Source organism: Ekhidna sp. (assembly GCF_965247405.1).
Lineage (GTDB): Bacteria > Bacteroidota > Bacteroidia > Cytophagales > Cyclobacteriaceae > Ekhidna.
In genome coordinates, this window is record NZ_OZ252014.1 from 2,202,852 (window position 1) to 2,220,399 (window position 17,548).

Genomic DNA, 17,548 nt, shown 5'->3' on the forward strand with positions numbered 1-17,548 from the left:
TGTAAGTCCTAATTTGACCTAAGACATGGCGGAGATATTATTTGATGAGATTCCATCACTGGATTTAGCTGATTTTACCGATGGAACACCAGAGCAGAAGAAAGCATTCGTAGCGAAGCTTGGAGAAGCATACACAAACATTGGATTTGTGTCAATAAAAAACCACGGACTTTCTGATGTGCTAACGAAGAATCTTTATGAATCTGTTGAGAAGTTTTTCCGACTTCCAGACGATGTAAAAAAACAATATGAAATTGTTGAGCTGGCGGGTCAGCGTGGCTATATCAGTAAAGGAAGAGAAAAAGCGAAGGGCAGAAATACAGGAGACCTCAAGGAATTTTATCATGTAGGTCAGCCACCAAAAAATCAACGAGAAGACTACCCGGAAAATATTTGGCCAGATGAAGTGCCGGAGTTTGAAAAATATACCTCAGAGGCTTATCTCACTTTGCTGCAGGCCGGTGTGCATATGCTTAGAGCCATTGCTTTATACCTCGATCTTCCGGAAAACTATTTCGACGATAAGGTAAAAGAGGGAAACAGCATTTTACGTCCGATCCACTATTTTCCCATTGAAGATCCGGATTCACTCCCTCCGGATGCCGTTCGTGCTGCAGAGCATGGCGACATAAATCTGATTACGCTTCTCATGGGTGCGAGCGCAGATGGCTTGCAGGTATTAAGAAGAGATGGAAAGTGGATTCCAATCACAGCACTGCCAGAGCAAATCGTTGTGAATGTGGGTGATATGCTTGAGCGCCACACCAACGGAAAGTTGAAATCGACCATTCACCGTGTAGTGAATCCTCCAAGAGAATTGATGCATACCTCCAGGTTTTCCATACCATTTTTTATGCATCCTGTCTCTGAAATGGACCTGACCTGTTTGGAAAACTGCATTGACGATGAACACCCAAAAGCTTTCGAAGATATTACTGCAGGCGAGTTCCTGGATGAACGATTGAAAGAAATCGGTCTTAAGGCCTAAGGATGTCGATTAGGCGAGTTAGAAATATCATTTTCTTAAAAGACGTATCCGTACTGTCCCTAACTGCATTTGGAGGCCCACAAGGACATTTCGGAATGTTCCTTGATCTTTTGGTTTCCAAAAGGGGATATCTGACAGAGGAGGATCTGATTGAATTATATGCGCTGTGCCAGATTCTTCCGGGTCCCACATCTACACAAACAATTACTGCACTGGGATATAAAATAGGAGGTCCGAATCTGGCCTATCTGACATTGCTGGTTTGGATGTTCCCGGCCTTTTGCATAATGACTGCTTTGGGTATTTTCATGGTCACAGCGGAAGAAATGGACATTTCTCTAGGATTTTTGCGTTTCATTGAGCCAATCGCCGTAGGAATTGTAGCGTATTCATCCTATAAGATTGCTATCAAGGTCGTAAACACGAAAATTGGTGTTGGGTTGATGATTTTTTCAGCATTTGCCTCTTTTGCCTTGAAGTCTCCCTATGCGTTTCCTGTTTTAATTGTCTTAGGTGGGCTTGCCACTACATGGAAGTACAAGCGTCAACCGATTGAAGAAAAGGAACGAATTAATATCAAATGGGCGAACCTGATCCTTTGGATCTCAGTGCTCATTGGAGCAGCGGTTTTAGGGGGGATTACTCAATACCAACCGATTAAGCTGTTCGAGAACTTCTATCGTAATGGAAGTTTGATTTTTGGAGGGGGTCAGGTGCTGGTTCCACTTCTTTATACAGAGTTTGTAGAGTTTAAAGAATACCTCACATCACAAGAATTCATTTCAGGTTATGGGTTTGTTCAGGCAATCCCTGGACCGGTATTTTCCTTTAGCGCATATGTTGGCGCATTGAGTGCTCGAGACTTGGGTATTGGCGGTCAACTATTTGGAGCAGGGATGGCTGCTGCAGGTATCTTTTTACCTGGTACATTTCTGATATTTTTTATCATTCGCTTTTGGGAGCAGCTAAAAAAATATCGTATTGTAAAGGCTTCATTGGAAGGGATCACTGCCGTTAGTGCCGGCATGGTGATCGCCGCAGCATTTCTCCTCTTTATGCCAATGGAGCAGAAAGCAATTAACTTTATACTGCTATTCGGAACCGTAGGAATGATGCATTTTACCAAAGTTCCTACACCGCTAATCATTGTCGGAGGACTGATTTTCGGAATTGTGATTGCATAAAAAAGCCCTGAAGGAATTTCCAACAGGGCTCTTGTTAAATTCTAAAGATCTTAGTTGCCAGCTGGCGGATCAATGCCTAGCTTTTTAAGCACCAGGTTAGTCACATTATCTTCTTCACGAGCGTAAAGTAAGATACTTTGTCCACCTGCAGTCATGTTAAAAACATGCGAGTAACCATTCTCTTTCGATACCTGCTCAATAGCTGTACCGATTTTCTCGAAAGCAGGCTGTAAAAGCTGATTTCGCTTGTTCATCATGGAGTTCTGAGCGTTTTGTTCAAATTCCTGAATGGAAGTCTGAAGGTTAACGATCTCATTTTCTTTGTCAGCTCTCACTACGTCCGTGTAGTTAGCGGCATTTTGCTGGTAGTCTGCCACCTTTGCCTGATAGTCAGCATACTTCGCTTCCAGCTGAGCAGATAATTGTTTGTCGTAAGCAGATAGCTCACTTTCTATTTGTTTTGCTTCTGGCATAAGGCTCAAAACGTACTCTACATTTGTATAGCCTATTTTCAACTGCGCCATTACTCCGAAACCGATTACAGCAAGGGCAGTACTTAGTAAAATTCTAGCTTTCATATCAATTAACTTTTCGTTTTATAGTTGGGCTTTCACCCTTATGGTTGTTTAGGTTCAATTATTATGCTTAATTATTTCCGACACTCTGATTTTCTACCAAACCGAGATCTTCCAGTACAAAATCAGTGTAATCATGGATGGGATCAGTATATATCATGACCAAATCACCAGATTTGTCAAATACGATCTGAAGTCTATTGTTCTTTGCTACACGCTCTACAGCCTCAAACACCTGATCCTGCACCGGTTTTACCAGTTCTTTCTTTTTCAGAAAATACAGTCCGTCAAATCCAAAAATTGATTGCTGGTATTCTTTCACTTCTTTCCATTTCCGTTCAATCTCTGCGTTTCTTTCTTCCCACATTTCTTTTGTCAAAAGCACCTCTTCAGCTTTCAGCTCTACCTCCATTGCTTCCACTTGCTGATAAAGCTCCTGAATCTCTGTTTCCCATCCTTTGGCCAGCTTCTCAATTTCTGCCTGGGCATCTTTATACTCTGGCATTTTTTCCAAAATGTATTGCGTATCTACATACCCAAATTTTTGCGCAAATGTAATCGTGGTGAAAAACAGTCCAAAAAGCAGAAGCGATATCTTTTTCATAAGCGTTGTTGTTTAGACACTCCCATTAGCGAATCTGTTGGCCAATGGAGAAGTGAAATTGAGGACCAGCGTTTTCAAGCGTGCCAGGCACCCTGTCAAACCCATAGGCCCAGTCTATTCCCATAAGTCCAAACGCTGGCATAAAGATTCTAAGGCCTATACCTGCGGATTTTTTTATGTTGTATGGGTTAAATTCAGCAAAACGATCCCAGTTATTTCCACCTTCTACGAAAGTAAGGGCATAAATGGTAGCTGACTGTGCAAGTGAAATCGGATACCTCAATTCCATAACATATTTATTGAATAGCGTACCTCCTTCAATATTGTTTTCTCGATCAAATGGAGTGATAGAGTTATTTGGATAACCTCTCAAGCCAACCACATCAGTTCCCAATAGGAAGTTTTGACCAGTCAGACCATCACCACCAAGCTGGAATCTTTCAAATGGACCTACTCCTGTTTTGCTGGTATATGTGCCAAGGTAGCCAAAGTGTGCTCTGGCAGCCAGAACGAGTTTGCCAGTCAGTGTCAGGTAATATTTGCTATCAAAATTCCACTTATGGTATTCCAACCATTTGTATCTGTCTTCCGGGGCAGCATTTTCATAGTCCAGGTCTCTCCACAAGGAATATGGAGGAGTGAATGATGCTGCCAATGAAATACTGGATCCATTTCTAGGATACATTGGCTGATTGACGGAATTTCTTGCAAACGTTGTGTTAAAGGTGAAACTGTTAGCATCTCCCGTTTGGAAACCAAGGGAACGGCTACCAAACTGGAACAGATCATATCGTTGATAGGATATTCCTGTACTAACTGTAAAGAAATCATCCGGCCATTTTACTCTTCTTCCCAATGAGGCAGAAATACCGGTTACTTTCAGCCATCCTAAAGTTTCATTAGTGAAGGTATTAATTGACCGTTGGATTGATTTGCTATAGCTAAGCCCGAACGAATTTGGCTTTCTGCCTCCCAGCCATGGCTCCACAAAGCTGAAGGAATAACTCTGGAAGGTTCTACCGTTTGCCTGGAATCGGAGAGATAGACTCTGCCCGTCCCCAACAGGAAGGCCTCTCCAATGTTCCGGCTTGGTAATGTTTCTCACTGAGAAGTTGTTGAAAGTAACCCCAAAGGTACCTACGAACCCAAAGGCTCCACCCCATCCACCAGATAACTCAATCTGGTCATTGGAACGCTCCACCAGCTGCCATTCAATATCTACCGTCTCGTTTATTGGATCAGGAACTGGAACAGGGTTCACTTGCTCAGGATCAAAGTATCCAAGCTGTGAAAGTTCTCGCTGTGTTCGGATTAGTTCGGCACGACTAAACTTGTCTCCTGGTCTGGTTCTTAGTTCTCTGAGGATTACGTGATCGTTTGTCTTATCGTTTCCACTAATAATCACCTTGTCAATGGTGGCTTGTGCACCTTCATAGATTCTCATTTCCAAATCGATGGAGTCCTGGGTTACCCCCACTTCTACTGGAGTAATGCTGAAGAACAGATATCCATCATCCATGTAAAGTGAGCTGATATCAGGTCCATTCGGGTTGAAGTTTAGCTTCTTATTGACAAGATCCAGATCATAAACGTCACCTTTCTCAATCCCGAGTATTCGCTGAAGCTGATCGTCATTGTAAATGTAGTTTCCAGACCATGAGATATCTCTGAAGTAGTATTTGTTGCCCTCTTCAACTGCGATATTGATGTTCATGTATTTGTTAGAGATATCGTAAGTAGTGTCTGCCACTATCTCCGCATCTCGATATCCTTTGGAGTTATAGAATCCTATAAGAAGATCTTTGTCAGCTTCATAATCCTCCTTCACGAACTTGGCGTTCTTAAAGAAATTTAGGTTGACATGGGTAGCCATATACTCTCGCACTTCCTCCTTGGATACTTTTTTAGATTCCTTTACAAAATCAATCAGGTTTGGCGGCCAAAGTAATTTGCCAGTTGTTTTGATGATTTCTGTAGGCAATGAAAACTTTGGCACCATGCCGGTGCTTTTAAGTTTCGATCTCAACTTAGCTGAGGTGAACTGTTCATTCCCTTCGAATCGTATGTTTCTGATTTTTACCTTTTGCCCCTGATCGATGGTGATCTTTAGATATGCACTGTTTCTTAGCACGGTATCCATTTGCTGTACCACATTCACTTCCGCATTGAGAAAGCCTTTGCTTTCCATGTATTTTTGAACGGCAAGCTCCGTGTTTTTTATCACCACATCTGTCAGTACCTTTCCTCTGATAAGACCGATTTTATCTTCAATCTCTCCCTGCTTGGTTTTGTTTACGCCTTCTATTATATACTTGGTAAGCCTTGGACGCTCTGTCAGCTCAATTACCAGCCAGATTTTGTCTCCTTCTACTTTGGAGGCATAAATGGACACATTTCCAATAATTCCCTGATTCCATAGCTTTTTGATAGCTGTGGTAATCTCATCTCCAGGAACTTTAATTTTGTCTCCTACTCTCAAGCCGGAAAGAGAGATCAGGGCATTATTGTCCAGAAATTGTACACCCCGTACTTCAATATCAGCAATCTCATATTCCTTAGGGCTAGAATAGTTTATTGATACACCACCCGACTGTCCTTGGTCACGTCCAAAGACCACCTGTGATTGAGCTTCATAAAAAGCCGCGATGGCCAATACAATAATTAATGCTTTTTTCATGCTTTCACTTGATCACTCGTCTTTCCAAATCTTCTTTCTCTCTGCTGATAGGAAATAATCGCTTCGTATAAATCTTTTTTTCTAAAATCGGGCCAAAGTACATCTGTAAAATGTAATTCGGTATATGCCATTTGCCACAACAGGAAATTACTGATTCTCATTTCACCACTGGTACGTATTAACAAGTCAGGATCAGGTATCCCTGTAGTAGATAGATGCGCTTCGACATCAGAAGGTTCGATGCAGGGTTTGCCTTCTTTCAGAAGCCTGTTCATTGCATGTACCAAATCCCACTTTCCACTATAGTTGAGAGCAAGTATCAATTGCATCCCATTATTGGAATCAGTTACCTCAATTGCTTCTTTCAGCTTTTGTTGCGCACCTTTTGGCAAGCCCGATATATCTCCTATTGTAGACAGTTTAATATTATTCTTTTGAAGTGTTGGGAGTTCATCTTTAATGGTGTTTACCAATAGGTTCATCAACCCATCCACTTCATATTTTGGACGATCCCAATTTTCCGTTGAAAACGCATAAAGCGTCAAAAATCCAACACCTAATTCAGCACACCCTTCAGTCACATTTCGCACGGCTTCAATAGCATTCTGATGGCCAAAAATCCGCTTGACTCCCTGTTTCTGTGCCCACCGCCCATTACCATCCATTATCACCGCTATGTGGGCCGGGATATTGGTTTTCGATATTTGGTTTTTCAACTCCTCCAACAGAATTTTCAAAAAGGCTACAAAAATGAACTTTTTTTTACTTAAAGGGAATGTAAACCAATGATTTAACTTCTATTAACGCGAAAGAATTGACTGGTTAGGTCTATATGGGAATGGACACGGTATATTGAAGAGTGTGATACTGAATGTGATGCCAGTAAAAAAGTACCAATCATCGTCTTTCGGGTTACCATACTGGTAGTCTTTGATGGTTTGATCACTATCGGAAATACCATCCAGGTAGTCAAAGAATGTTTTCCTTGCTCCTGCTTCTATACCAATTGTATATTTTTTTTGGAATAAGTATTTAAATCCAATACCCATTGGCAAGACAGGCTGAATAGAACCCACATCTTCATTTTCCGGAGCATCATTGAAGTTGAAAAAGCCAATACCTGCAAAAACATATGGAGAATAATTTACAGGGGAATCTTCTGTTTTGAAATCAAGAAAATGATACTCGAAAACTGCTGACGCTTCCAGAACGGTGGAGCTAAATGAGTGACCTCTTTCTACAGCAAATGCATCGATAGGTGTTTCTGAGCCACGCACCTTACCAACAGTTAGCGCTAGCTTCACAGTAAGGATCTCAGAAAAATTCATGCGATAGAAGCCTGTTCCGGCTATTGAGGAAGTGCTAAAGCTGTAGCCTCTTACCAGATCACCAGCATAGTTCATTGTGCCTACACCTCCACCAAACTCCATAAACTGGGATGAAGCAGAGAGTGTTGCAACAAGAAACGTAAAAGAAAGTATTTTTCGCAAGGGTTACCTGTATTTAGCTCTTCGGCGTGTGGTACTACCTAACACATATGAAACTTTTATCTGTGTCACAAAGATCATATCGTTGTTGTCAGGGTTCCCTCTTTTTGATCCGTCTATACCTGTTCCAACGTTTCCTTCAATGTAGTAATTGTGTCCCTGGCCATGGTTATTGATGATGCGAAGGTTGGTAAGATCTCTTGCTTCTCCTTTTGAGCTAACAGGAACAGATGCCCGATCAGACATGATCCTTGCCAAGTCGTCATCAAATTGATCCAATCCAACATAATCAGTACTTACATCATCGATGTAGTCAGTGAATAGATATCTGATTCCAAATTCCAAACCTCCGGTTAGCTGCGTATTTGGAATCCGGATTTGAGCTCCTACAGCGACCGGAAGAGAAATCTCAATGTTTTTATATGGTTCAACGATACCCAGGTTTTGCCCTTCTGTGCCTAGTGGTTTGAGATTTACCCACTCTCCAGCCTGAGGCGCTGCTGTTGTCGCATTTATACCTTCTGATTGATAGTCGAGTTCGGGTACCTTACCTTTTGGTTGGTGGTGGAACACTGCAGCTCCTAATGAAAGGTATGCATTGAATGGGAGTCGTTGATTAGGGCCACCGTAATTTGGAAGCAGGAAAAATTGTAATGCTACTCTAAATTCCTTGATGTCATTCCTGAAACTCAAATTTCTTGCATATCGCGCAAATCCATCTTCAGATCCCGGGTCAGAAGCAAAATCGTCTCCAAACACACGCACCCAGTTTATTCCGGCGGTAACGGCCATTGAGTGATGGAACTTATATCCTCCATATAATCCAAATCCAGGTCGTGTAAATGAAACATCTGTACTTGCGGCTTTATTAACCGGAGCTAAATCACCGAAATAGTTTCCGGCGTTTACATTGGCGCCAACAAAAATGTACGGCTCAAACCGACCATATCCTCTAATGCCACCCTTGTAATGAGAAACTTTTTTGTTGGTTTTTCTTCTTGCTTTGTACTTATTTCTTCGTTGCGCTTCGGCATTATCCGCTAGCCCCAGCATGGCCACTGAAAGGATAATTACTAAAAGACTTTTGAGCTTCATATGTGATGCTTTAAAACACAAAAATATGCTTTTGTTAATTCTTAAGTTTTAGATTGGCGGTTAATGACCTAATCCTCAACGCTTAAAACTAGTCAAAGAATGCGCGATTTCATCCTAAAAATGGAAGGATTCAACAAAAAGAGGGGTAAAATATGGGTTAATTTCTCTTGTCAAAGCCCCAGCCAAGCTTATTTCGAATGGTATCAGGGAAATTTATGCCTTCAATCTTGATGAGCTTAGCTTGAAATGGAGCCTTTTTAACCACAAGACTCACGTCCTTTTCTATGGTTTCGGATCGGGAGTCAAGAGAAATTAAAAAGCTTCGGTTTCTAGATTGTATTTCGAATTTTAGTTCCGAGTCATCAGATACAATTAGGGGCCTCACATTAAGGTTGTGAGGGCTTACAGGGGTGATAATGAAATCTTTAGAATCGGGCATCATCAATGGACCTCCACAACTAAGTGAGTAACCAGTGGATCCGGTAGGTGTAGCGACCATTAAACCGTCTGCCCAATAGGTGTTAAGATACTGTCCATTGATGTAGCATTTTACCATGATCATGGCAGAAGTATCTTTCCGAAGAATTGCACACTCATTCAATGCGTAGGTTTTGCCACTGAACAGATCCATGTCACTTTCCAGGGACAAAAGAGACCGGCTTTCGATTTCATATTTACCCTGGAAGAGCAAAAAGAGCGATTCCTTAATAAATTCCTTAGCAATGGATGCCAGAAAGCCTAGCCTTCCCATGTTGATACCGAGGATTGGTACCTGACTTTTGCCCACCCAGAGGAGTGACTCCAGAAATGTTCCATCACCTCCCAGGCTAAAAACTGCATCATGTTCAGGAGTGATTTCCTCCGTAATGTTTTGGCCTTTTTCCAGTATCTCACTATTTCTTGAATGGAAAAGGGAGGTATACCAAATCTCAACTCCCTCTTTGTTGAGCTTGTCGATTATTTGGGTGAGGTATTTTTCAGAATCTCGCTGTACTGGAAGGCCATGTAAAACAATCTTTTTCATTGGCCTCATGGATCAAGAAATTTCATTAACATACCATAGCGGTCTTTTTCATCAAATGAGTTGTCTTCTGTGTTGAATGAAGAGGTGACTTTATATCCGCTTTTTGAAAGGCCTGTGGCAATTTGATTTACATCCTGATGATTGATGCGCAAAACGATTTCGATCAAAGACGGGTCATCCAAATCAGGCTTAACATTCGCGCCGAGTAAGGTTGAGCCGTTCATTTCTACTACACGAGCAATCTCTGACAAGGAGTAATCATTGAGGCTGGTTTGGAGTGTGACGATTGCACCCTGAGCATTAACGATGGCTGTTTTGGCAAACTCTTTCAGAATATCTGAGATTAAGACCACCCCCTTAAACTCATCTCCAGAAACAACAGCCACCATCTCCAGCTGGTGATCACTCTGCACTCTAAGAATGTCATAGTAATGACTGGTTGCCGGGATGACACAAGATTGTCCTATGAGCGGATATGCACTTACTTCCGGATGCAGAATCTCAGAATCGTAAAGCAAATCTTCCGAAATGAATCCTTTGAAATCATTATTTTCTACCACAGGCAGTTCCTTAACTCTGAATTCATCCATCCACTGTTTAGCACGCGCGATATCGTCGCTCGGCTTAAGAGGAGGAACCATGTAGTTTATGAGTTGCTCGGCAATCATCGTATTACTATTCAAGTCATTAAGTTTTTTGATTCTAATAAAACAGACATATAGGTGTCTTTTCCATTAGGAAGGCTATCCATTGAATCTATCAAATCCCGAACCAAAGGGATAACCTCGCTAAGCCAACCAAACACTGTGGGGCCTATACCTACAATATACGGAAAAATGATAGCATTGTCTGCATACCTGTTTTCAATGTCAAACCCCACAGATTCGAAGACCCAGAACACAATGCTGAGGATAAATGCCCATTTCAAAAGTCCGGCGAACGCACCTAACAAATTATCTAAGGAGCCAAAAATGGTCATATCCACTGCATTTTTTAATGCCTTGGCTCCTGCTTTAATTGCAAGACTCAGAAGGACAAACAATACAATAAAAACAACGATAGCAGCAATATCGAAAAAGCGACTATCCTCAAATAAGCTAATGGAGACAGGAACGGTAAGTTCAAGCGCCAAAAACAGCCCTATGAAAAAAGCCAGAAATGAAAAAAACTCGACAATAAAGCCATGCCTGTAGCCTTTGACTGCTCCAAACCCCAGGAAGACCAATAAAATAATGTCAAAGGTGCTCAATTAGCTCAATAGTTTTTTTGCTAACGTAGAAATCATTTTTCCGTCTGCTTTTCCGGCTAATTTTTTTGTCGCGGCACCCATCACTTTTCCCATATCCTGAGGACCTGACGCCCCTACTTCTTCAATGACTTTTTTCACTTCAACTTCAACCTCTTCTTCGGTTAGTTGTTTTGGAAGAAAGCTTTCGATGACAGCAAGCTCTGATTTTTCTGTGGCTGCTAAATCATCCCTTCCTTGTTTTTCAAATACTTCGATGGAGTCTTTTCGCTGCTTTGCCGCTTTGGTTAGTAGCTTCATTTCAGTATCTTCTGAAAGCTCACCCCCTCCCCCTTTTTCTGTTTCTGCAAGGAGGATCTGAGATTTTATGGCCCGCAATGCTCTCAGACGATCTTTGTCTTTATTGAGCATCGCTTGTTTTATTTCTGATTCAATAGTCGATTTTAAACTCATAATCATTGTTTTTAAATGAACAACTTTGCGAAGAAAAACATTCTTAAGCTATGACCCAACTAAGTGTAAATATCAACAAGTTCGCAACCCTTAGAAATGCGAGAGGAGGCAACAACCCAAACGTGGTTCAGGTGGCTAAAGATTGCGAGCGTTTTGGTGCTCAGGGCATCACTGTTCACCCTCGACCGGATGAAAGGCATATTACCAAGCAGGATGTTTATGATCTGAAAGAAGTTGTGACCACCGAGTTTAATATTGAAGGATATCCAGATGAACGATTTTTGAGGATCATCGAAGAGGTGCGTCCTGCCCAGGCCACTCTGGTGCCTGATCCTCCTGATGTTCTCACATCTAATGCTGGATGGGACACCATCAAAAATGAAAAAATGTTGTCTGACATCATCCGCCAGATCCAAAGTTGGGGGGTGAGGACTTCCATTTTCATTGAGCCTGATGATCAATTGATGGATGGAGCCAAGAAGTGTGGAACCGATCGCGTGGAGCTATATACAGAAATGTATGCTTCAGCTTATCACGATGATAAGGAGAACGCGATTGCTGATTATGTTCGATCAGCCAAACATGCGCATGAGATTGGATTGGGGTTGAATGCTGGCCATGATTTGGACCTAAAAAATCTTAACTACATAAAGCGGCAAATTCCGTATCTTGAGGAAGTCTCAATCGGGCATGCACTGGTTTGCGATGCACTTTATTATGGATTGGAAAACACGATCCAGATGTATTTGCGAGAGTTGAACAATTAATTTTGCTAAACATTTTAGTAAAATGCTTATTTTTGATTAATGGAAATTTCGAGTTTGATTTTTTTGGTGGTGGGTCTAGCCATTGGTGTCCCAATGGGGTGGTTGGTTTATAGAGTAAAAAGTAATCAGAACGTTCCTGAAAGTGATGAATTGAAAATTCAGCTGAAACTGGAAATGGAGCGATCCAAAAAACTGGCGGAGGAACTACAACAGTTGAATGAAGAGCTGAGGCGTGAACGTGAAGAAGTAATCCATCTTAATAATCAGAATTCAACCTTAAAAGCGAATTATCAAAACCTTCAAACCCGACTCGAGGAGCAGAAAGGTGAGTTAGGTCAACTTCAGGAAAAATTCACCAATGAGTTTAAGAATCTTGCCAATGAAATCTTTGAAGAGAAGAGCAAGAAATTCACGGATCAGAATAAGACGAATCTACACGAGTTGCTGAATCCACTTGGTCAGAAATTAACCGAGTTTGAGAAAAAGGTAGAGCAGACGAACAAGGAAAGCCTGGAACGAAGTACTGCTTTGAGAGAGCAGATCATTGGCTTACGAGAGCTGAACGATCGGATGACTAAAGAGGCTGAGAACCTTACAAAGGCGTTAAAAGGAGATGTGAAGATGCAGGGTAATTGGGGAGAAGTTATTTTGGAACGGATACTCGAAAAATCCGGACTCGAGAAAGATCGGGAATACTTCATTCAGGAAACACTGCATTCAGAAGCTGGCAGGAGATTACGGCCTGATGTAATCATTAAACTACCCGACAACAAAAACCTGGTCATTGATGCGAAGATGTCTCTCATTGCTTACGACAAATACATGAACGAAGAGGAAGAGGTTAAGAAAGAGCAGCATTTGAAAGATCATATCCTTTCAGTTAAGGCGCATGTAAAGGGATTAGCAGAAAAAAATTATCACCAGCTATTCGATGGTGGATCACTGGATTATGTGCTAATGTTTGTGCCAATTGAGTCCGCCTTTTCTTTAGTCGTTCAGCATGGAGGAGAGTTATACAATGATGCACATGAAAAGAGCATTATTATTGTTAGTCCGGCTACTTTGGTAGCAACTCTAAGAACAGTTTCTAGTATATGGAAGCACGAATATCAGAATAGAAATGCATTGGAAATAGCCAGACAGGGCGGGGCGCTTTACGATAAGTTCAAAGCCTTTGTAGATGATTTGATTGAAGTTGGAAAATCATTGGACAAGTCGAAACAGCAATATGGCCAGGCAATGAATAAGCTGGTGGAAGGAAAGGACAACCTCATTCGGAAAACAGAGCGCCTCAAAGAGCTTGGTTCAAAAACCTCAAAATCCATGGATGAAAAGCTGCTCCACCGGGCGGGCGCTAAAGATGATGAGGATACTCCGAAACTGTTTTAATCGTAATTTTGCACCTTAATTTTGTGAGATGGAGTTGACTTCAGACAATAAGCTGAAAAATATCATTGTAGTAGGTGATCGTGTGTTGATTAAACCCGTGAAAGAACCACAAAAAACTTCAAGTGGTATATACCTGCCGCCGGGTGTGCATGAGAAGGAAAAAGTACAAAGTGGATACATTGTAAAAGCCGGCCCGGGATATCCCATTCCTCACGCTGTAGAAGAGGAGGATTGGAAGCCAGAAGACGAAAAAATCAAGTACATTCCTTTGCAAGCGAAAGAAGGAGATCTGGCCATATTTCTTCAAAAAGGTGCCTTTGAGGTGCAATACAACCAGGAAAAATATTTCATTGTACCACAATCTTCCATCCTGATGTTGGAACGGGAAGAGGACTTATTCGAGTAAAATTGCAATTTTTCTTGATTTCTTAAGAGATTATTCGGTTAATCCTTACTTTTATAGAAGATTAACCGAATGAGAAGATGCGATTTTTGATTAGCCTTCTAATTCTGTCAATAGCTCTACATCTACCAGCTCAGGAAGACAAGCCTTTTCAGGTTTTGGTTGCGAAAGATGCAAGTACCTATGGAATAGCTGTTGAACCATTGCAGTATGTTGATGATGTCACTTCCATTGAAGTGAAGGAGGGAGGATTTTTGAGTCTCGTGCACAAGGGAGGCACCACTTACGAGCATACTGAGAAAATCTTCACTTTTTATCTTAAGCCTGAGGAACTAAAAAATCGGAAAGTGCGACCTCCTTTAGGGCTCTTGTATATGGATAGTACCGTGCGGGATCTCACCAATGTTATTACTGTTCTGCACCCTCCTTTTGACCGATCCGGATATTTGGAGTGGGATGAAAAGCAGCCCTTTGAAGTATTCTGGCACTTACATGATGAGCCCGTTCTGAATTACATGTTATCAGCATATTATAGTGATGGAAAAAAGATTCAGGACTTTAGAACCAGACTTCATAAATATACTTTAAAGCCAAACACCTATGGACTGGGTGATGGTGTTTTTACTTTCAAGATAAGTAGCACATTTGCCGGAGAAACAGTTGAGTCAAAAACGTACACGGTTCAGCTAAAGCCCGCACCCGATTACGAAATGAAGGCAACCGACCTGATAGTAAAGGCACTGGATTTAGAACTCAGTCCTGAGCTTGCCCTACCAATTTGGCAGGAGGCTTTGACCATGCCAAACGGACAATTCTATAAACCACTTTTTGTAAAATTTCTTGTTCGAAATTCGGATGTGCTGACTGCTACCGGTCAAGATGTGCAGCAGCTTCTTTCGCAAAATAGGTAAGGATCATATCTGCTCCGGATCTTTTGATAGAAAGTAGTGACTCCATCATTGTTCTATCAGCATCCAACCATCCTTTTTCACCCGCTGCTTTGATCATGGCATATTCTCCTGACACATTGTAGGCGGCTATTGGAATGTTGAAATTTGCTTTGAGTCGCTGGATGATATCCAGATAAGCCAATGCTGGCTTCACCATTAGTACGTCGGCACCTTCGTTAAAGTCCAGCTCTGCTTCAAGCATGGCTTCATCACTATTGGCAGGGTTCATTTGGTAGGTTTTCTTATCACCAAATTTTGGTGCGGAATCCAGAGCGTCTCTAAAAGGGCCGTAAAAAGCCGAAGCATATTTTGCCGTGTAGCTTATGATTCCTGTGTTCGTATAGCCTTGTTCGTCAAGAATATTTCTGAGATATCCAACCCGAAAATCCATCATGTCTGATGGACCAATCATATCAACACCAGTCTCAGCCTGAGCCAATGCCATTTGTCCAAGGATATCCAGTGTTTCATCATTGAGGATTTTTCCATCTTCAACTATGCCGTCATGTCCATCACTGCTGTAAGGATCCATCGCCACATCTGTAATGATCAATGCTTCAGGAAACTCTTTTTTGATTTTGGTAAGAGATTTCAAATAGAAGAAATCCGGATCATAACTATTTGTAGCCAGTTTGTCCTTATGCTTTTCATCTACAACAGGAAAGACATCAAACCCCTTAATCCCGAGTTTCAGACAGGCTTCAATTTCTTTCAACAACAAATCTTCCGACAGCCTAAAAATTCCCGGCATTGATTCAACTTCAGACTTCTTGTTAGTTCCCTCCAATAGAAAAAGTGGAAAGATGAAGTCATTGGTAGTCAGGGTAGTTTCCTGAGCTAAATCTCTGATCGCAGCGGATGCTCTATTTCTTCTGGGTCGCCTCATGGCTGCAAAGATATTCGCAAAATTTTTCCATCTGTCCCAGATGCATATCCAACATTTCCTTTCATACTAATCGCCCAATAATTAGCCGTATCAAGGTTGATCCAGGTTTGACCTTGATCCTTCGTATAGTCTATTCCATTGGGACCGCAGGCGAAAGCAAAAATTTGATCGTCAACCATAGTTATCGAACTGCCATAAAAGGCACCAGTCGTTTGAGGCCTTGCTGAAAGATTCCAGGTAGCTCCTCCATCATTTGAAAAGGCACAGTTATCAGAATGATCGTCCGTGATCAAAAGGTCACCACCCGTAACAACCCCTACATCACCCACAAAGGAAACTGATGTGTTTCCCGCTGCATCTCCGGTTACAAGAGGAGAGTTTACTTCCCTCCATGATTGCCCATAGTCTTCCGTGATTAGGAACCTGCAGTTGCCTCCAGCTCCGGTTGCGATCCAGGCTTTTCCATTTTCACCAGTGGTCACACACGTGCCGCTTGCAGCAAAACCACCTTCACCTTTCCCTGCTTTTGGCATGTTGGTGGAATCAGCCCGATTCCAGGTTTTGCCACCATCGGTTGTCAATAGTATATATGGAGAATCATCTATTGCATCTCCGTAGGCAATGCCTCGTTGGTCATCCCAAAAATCGATGCAATCAAGAAATCCAAGCGAGTCTTCCATGACAAAGTTTTCTTCCCATTGATCGGGGGTTGTGAACGTAAAAATCCGCGAAAGCGGACCTGAACCAGCGGTCATCAAAATGGCCTGTTCATTATTAATCCCATGGATATCCCGAAACTGCAGGGAGTCCCCGGTAGGATGAGCAAATGATTGCCAGCTAGCTCCACCATCTTTCGTCAAAACAAAAGTGGCATCATGGCCACTGATCCATGTGGTGTTTTCGTCAACGATGCTGATGGCTTGCAAGAGAGATTTGGTGTGGGATTCCAAATGTTTAATTTGCGGCTGAACAGACTTAAAACCACATTGAAAAAACATTAAACTCAGCAAGCAACCATAACAGATTTTAATCATTTAGGTAGGTTTTATCGATAGTTTCAATAACTCTTCCAATTTCTTTTTCAACAGCCCCAAAATAGTAAATGAATTCATTTCTTGCAGCAAGTAATTGAATAGCTAATGATATGACTTGGGGATCATTGATGAACTTACTGCAATTGGCAATTACAGGAAATTTTTGCTTGTACGAAATTGAATCATTTACAGGGACAGTAAAATCCGAACCTCTAAATTCAAAGTGTCGCTCTGTAATGACTTTAGTCATTTGCATAGGGTTGTCTATGTTATTTTCAAAAAGACCTCTTTTGACCACCTTGGGGAATCCCAGTTCATATATATCAGTGATCGCTCTCCGAAGCGTGTCATTTATTATGATATTTAAACCCTCAGATTTCAAAGCTTCATATCCGCTTGTTTTTGGGTAAAACTGTTTTTCATGACTTCCCAACATGAATGCAAATACTGTAACAGAATCGCATGATCCATTCAGTATTTGATCATAAAGCACCTTAGTGAGTTCGATGCATTCAATTTGGAAATCAATGATTTCCTTTAATTCTGCTCTACTTGTTTCAAGATCTTTTTTTATTTCTAAAACAATTTTCTGTTCAGTTTCGCGCTCGTTCTGATATTGATTCCAGTCGTCTATCGAAACTGCAATCAAAATTCCGATGACGACAAGAAAGATCTCCCCGATGGCATAGAGCAAGTAGCTAGTGACTTTGTTCTTGGAGATTAGTTTTCGACGAACTTCACGGAGGAATGTGAGCATGTTTTGATTTTATGATTTATTATAATTAC

General features: G+C 41.6%; 19 protein-coding genes. 6 read left to right on the forward strand and 13 right to left on the reverse strand.

What is annotated here, in order from left to right; translation table 11 throughout:
* Positions 1-25: 25 nt before the first annotated feature.
* Together ACP14Y_RS09995 and chrA are read left to right on the forward strand one after the other, a co-directional pair.
* Complete coding sequence (locus ACP14Y_RS09995; protein WP_424962819.1) at positions 26-988, forward strand: isopenicillin N synthase family dioxygenase; 963 nt, start codon at positions 26-28, stop codon at positions 986-988.
* 2 nt (positions 989-990) lie between these two features.
* Entirely contained in the window at positions 991-2,172 is a 1,182-nt protein-coding gene (gene chrA / locus ACP14Y_RS10000; protein ID WP_424962820.1) for a chromate efflux transporter, read from the forward strand.
* Positions 2,173-2,222: 50 nt separating this feature from the next.
* Here chrA and ACP14Y_RS10005 read toward each other — a convergent pair whose 3' ends face one another.
* The 10 genes from ACP14Y_RS10005 to ACP14Y_RS10050 form a co-directional block, all read right to left on the reverse strand.
* Positions 2,223-2,750 (reverse strand): OmpH family outer membrane protein, encoded by a 528-nt coding sequence (locus ACP14Y_RS10005; RefSeq protein WP_424962821.1) that lies wholly within the window; start codon positions 2,748-2,750, stop codon positions 2,223-2,225.
* A 67-nt stretch (positions 2,751-2,817) separates the two neighbouring features.
* Positions 2,818-3,351, reverse strand: coding sequence for an OmpH family outer membrane protein (locus ACP14Y_RS10010; RefSeq protein ID WP_349565865.1), 534 nt, complete (start codon positions 3,349-3,351; stop codon positions 2,818-2,820).
* Positions 3,352-3,376: 25 nt separating this feature from the next.
* Positions 3,377-6,028, reverse strand: a complete 2,652-nt coding sequence (locus tag ACP14Y_RS10015; protein WP_424962822.1) for a BamA/OMP85 family outer membrane protein — start codon at positions 6,026-6,028, stop codon at positions 3,377-3,379.
* Positions 6,025-6,744, reverse strand: a complete 720-nt coding sequence (locus ACP14Y_RS10020) for an isoprenyl transferase (protein WP_424962823.1) — start codon at positions 6,742-6,744, stop codon at positions 6,025-6,027. The genes ACP14Y_RS10015 and ACP14Y_RS10020 overlap by 4 nt, the downstream gene beginning before the upstream one ends.
* An 84-nt stretch (positions 6,745-6,828) precedes the next feature.
* Positions 6,829-7,518, reverse strand: coding sequence for a DUF6089 family protein (locus ACP14Y_RS10025; protein WP_424962824.1), 690 nt, complete (start codon positions 7,516-7,518; stop codon positions 6,829-6,831).
* Positions 7,519-7,521: 3 nt separating this feature from the next.
* Complete coding sequence (locus ACP14Y_RS10030) at positions 7,522-8,610, reverse strand: hypothetical protein (RefSeq protein WP_424962825.1); 1,089 nt, start codon at positions 8,608-8,610, stop codon at positions 7,522-7,524.
* A gap of 157 nt (positions 8,611-8,767) precedes the next feature.
* Complete coding sequence (locus tag ACP14Y_RS10035; protein WP_424962826.1) at positions 8,768-9,634, reverse strand: NAD kinase; 867 nt, start codon at positions 9,632-9,634, stop codon at positions 8,768-8,770.
* A gap of 5 nt (positions 9,635-9,639) precedes the next feature.
* The gene (locus ACP14Y_RS10040) at positions 9,640-10,317 is read right to left on the reverse strand and encodes a hypothetical protein (protein ID WP_424962827.1); all 678 of its coding nucleotides are present in this window, start codon (positions 10,315-10,317) and stop codon (positions 9,640-9,642) included.
* A complete protein-coding gene (locus ACP14Y_RS10045) occupies positions 10,314-10,883 on the reverse strand; it encodes a CvpA family protein (protein ID WP_424962828.1) in 570 nt (189 codons plus the stop codon). The genes ACP14Y_RS10040 and ACP14Y_RS10045 overlap by 4 nt, the downstream gene beginning before the upstream one ends.
* Complete coding sequence (locus ACP14Y_RS10050; RefSeq protein WP_424962829.1) at positions 10,884-11,333, reverse strand: GatB/YqeY domain-containing protein; 450 nt, start codon at positions 11,331-11,333, stop codon at positions 10,884-10,886.
* A gap of 50 nt (positions 11,334-11,383) precedes the next feature.
* Here ACP14Y_RS10050 and ACP14Y_RS10055 point away from each other — a divergent pair, with 50 nt between their 5' ends.
* From ACP14Y_RS10055 to ACP14Y_RS10070, 4 genes are all read left to right on the forward strand, one after another.
* Complete coding sequence (locus ACP14Y_RS10055) at positions 11,384-12,100, forward strand: pyridoxine 5'-phosphate synthase (protein WP_424962830.1); 717 nt, start codon at positions 11,384-11,386, stop codon at positions 12,098-12,100.
* 39 nt (positions 12,101-12,139) lie between these two features.
* A complete protein-coding gene (locus ACP14Y_RS10060) occupies positions 12,140-13,489 on the forward strand; it encodes a DNA recombination protein RmuC (protein WP_424962831.1) in 1,350 nt (449 codons plus the stop codon).
* A gap of 28 nt (positions 13,490-13,517) precedes the next feature.
* The gene (locus ACP14Y_RS10065) at positions 13,518-13,895 is read left to right on the forward strand and encodes a co-chaperone GroES (protein WP_424962832.1); all 378 of its coding nucleotides are present in this window, start codon (positions 13,518-13,520) and stop codon (positions 13,893-13,895) included.
* Positions 13,896-13,972: 77 nt separating this feature from the next.
* Positions 13,973-14,803, forward strand: a complete 831-nt coding sequence (locus ACP14Y_RS10070) for a hypothetical protein (protein ID WP_424962833.1) — start codon at positions 13,973-13,975, stop codon at positions 14,801-14,803.
* Here ACP14Y_RS10070 and hemB read toward each other — a convergent pair.
* The 3 genes from hemB to ACP14Y_RS10085 form a co-directional block, all read right to left on the reverse strand.
* Positions 14,760-15,728, reverse strand: a complete 969-nt coding sequence (gene hemB, locus ACP14Y_RS10075) for a porphobilinogen synthase (protein ID WP_424962834.1) — start codon at positions 15,726-15,728, stop codon at positions 14,760-14,762. The genes ACP14Y_RS10070 and hemB overlap by 44 nt on opposite strands.
* On the reverse strand, positions 15,725-16,678 hold the full coding sequence (locus tag ACP14Y_RS10080) for a WD40/YVTN/BNR-like repeat-containing protein (protein WP_424962835.1): 954 nt from the start codon (positions 16,676-16,678) through the stop codon (positions 15,725-15,727). The genes hemB and ACP14Y_RS10080 overlap by 4 nt, the downstream gene beginning before the upstream one ends.
* 76 nt (positions 16,679-16,754) lie before the next feature.
* The gene (locus ACP14Y_RS10085; protein WP_424962836.1) at positions 16,755-17,519 is read right to left on the reverse strand and encodes a DUF6090 family protein; all 765 of its coding nucleotides are present in this window, start codon (positions 17,517-17,519) and stop codon (positions 16,755-16,757) included.
* Positions 17,520-17,548: the final 29 nt, after the last annotated feature.

Bases quoted from the DNA above. Each gene is read 5' to 3' on its own strand.
- ACP14Y_RS09995 (WP_424962819.1), top strand. From the start codon at position 26: ATGGCGGAGATATTATTTGATGAGATTCCATCACTGGATTTAGCTGAT.
- chrA (WP_424962820.1), top strand. From the start codon at position 991: ATGTCGATTAGGCGAGTTAGAAATATCATTTTCTTAAAAGACGTATCC.
- ACP14Y_RS10005 (WP_424962821.1), bottom strand. From the start codon at position 2,750: ATGAAAGCTAGAATTTTACTAAGTACTGCCCTTGCTGTAATCGGTTTC.
- ACP14Y_RS10010 (WP_349565865.1), bottom strand. From the start codon at position 3,351: ATGAAAAAGATATCGCTTCTGCTTTTTGGACTGTTTTTCACCACGATT.
- ACP14Y_RS10015 (WP_424962822.1), bottom strand. From the start codon at position 6,028: ATGAAAAAAGCATTAATTATTGTATTGGCCATCGCGGCTTTTTATGAA.
- ACP14Y_RS10030 (WP_424962825.1), bottom strand. From the start codon at position 8,610: ATGAAGCTCAAAAGTCTTTTAGTAATTATCCTTTCAGTGGCCATGCTG.
- ACP14Y_RS10035 (WP_424962826.1), bottom strand. From the start codon at position 9,634: ATGAAAAAGATTGTTTTACATGGCCTTCCAGTACAGCGAGATTCTGAA.
- ACP14Y_RS10050 (WP_424962829.1), bottom strand. From the start codon at position 11,333: ATGAGTTTAAAATCGACTATTGAATCAGAAATAAAACAAGCGATGCTC.
- ACP14Y_RS10055 (WP_424962830.1), top strand. From the start codon at position 11,384: ATGACCCAACTAAGTGTAAATATCAACAAGTTCGCAACCCTTAGAAAT.
- ACP14Y_RS10060 (WP_424962831.1), top strand. From the start codon at position 12,140: ATGGAAATTTCGAGTTTGATTTTTTTGGTGGTGGGTCTAGCCATTGGT.
- ACP14Y_RS10065 (WP_424962832.1), top strand. From the start codon at position 13,518: ATGGAGTTGACTTCAGACAATAAGCTGAAAAATATCATTGTAGTAGGT.
- ACP14Y_RS10070 (WP_424962833.1), top strand. From the start codon at position 13,973: ATGCGATTTTTGATTAGCCTTCTAATTCTGTCAATAGCTCTACATCTA.
- hemB (WP_424962834.1), bottom strand. From the start codon at position 15,728: ATGAGGCGACCCAGAAGAAATAGAGCATCCGCTGCGATCAGAGATTTA.
- ACP14Y_RS10085 (WP_424962836.1), bottom strand. From the start codon at position 17,519: ATGCTCACATTCCTCCGTGAAGTTCGTCGAAAACTAATCTCCAAGAAC.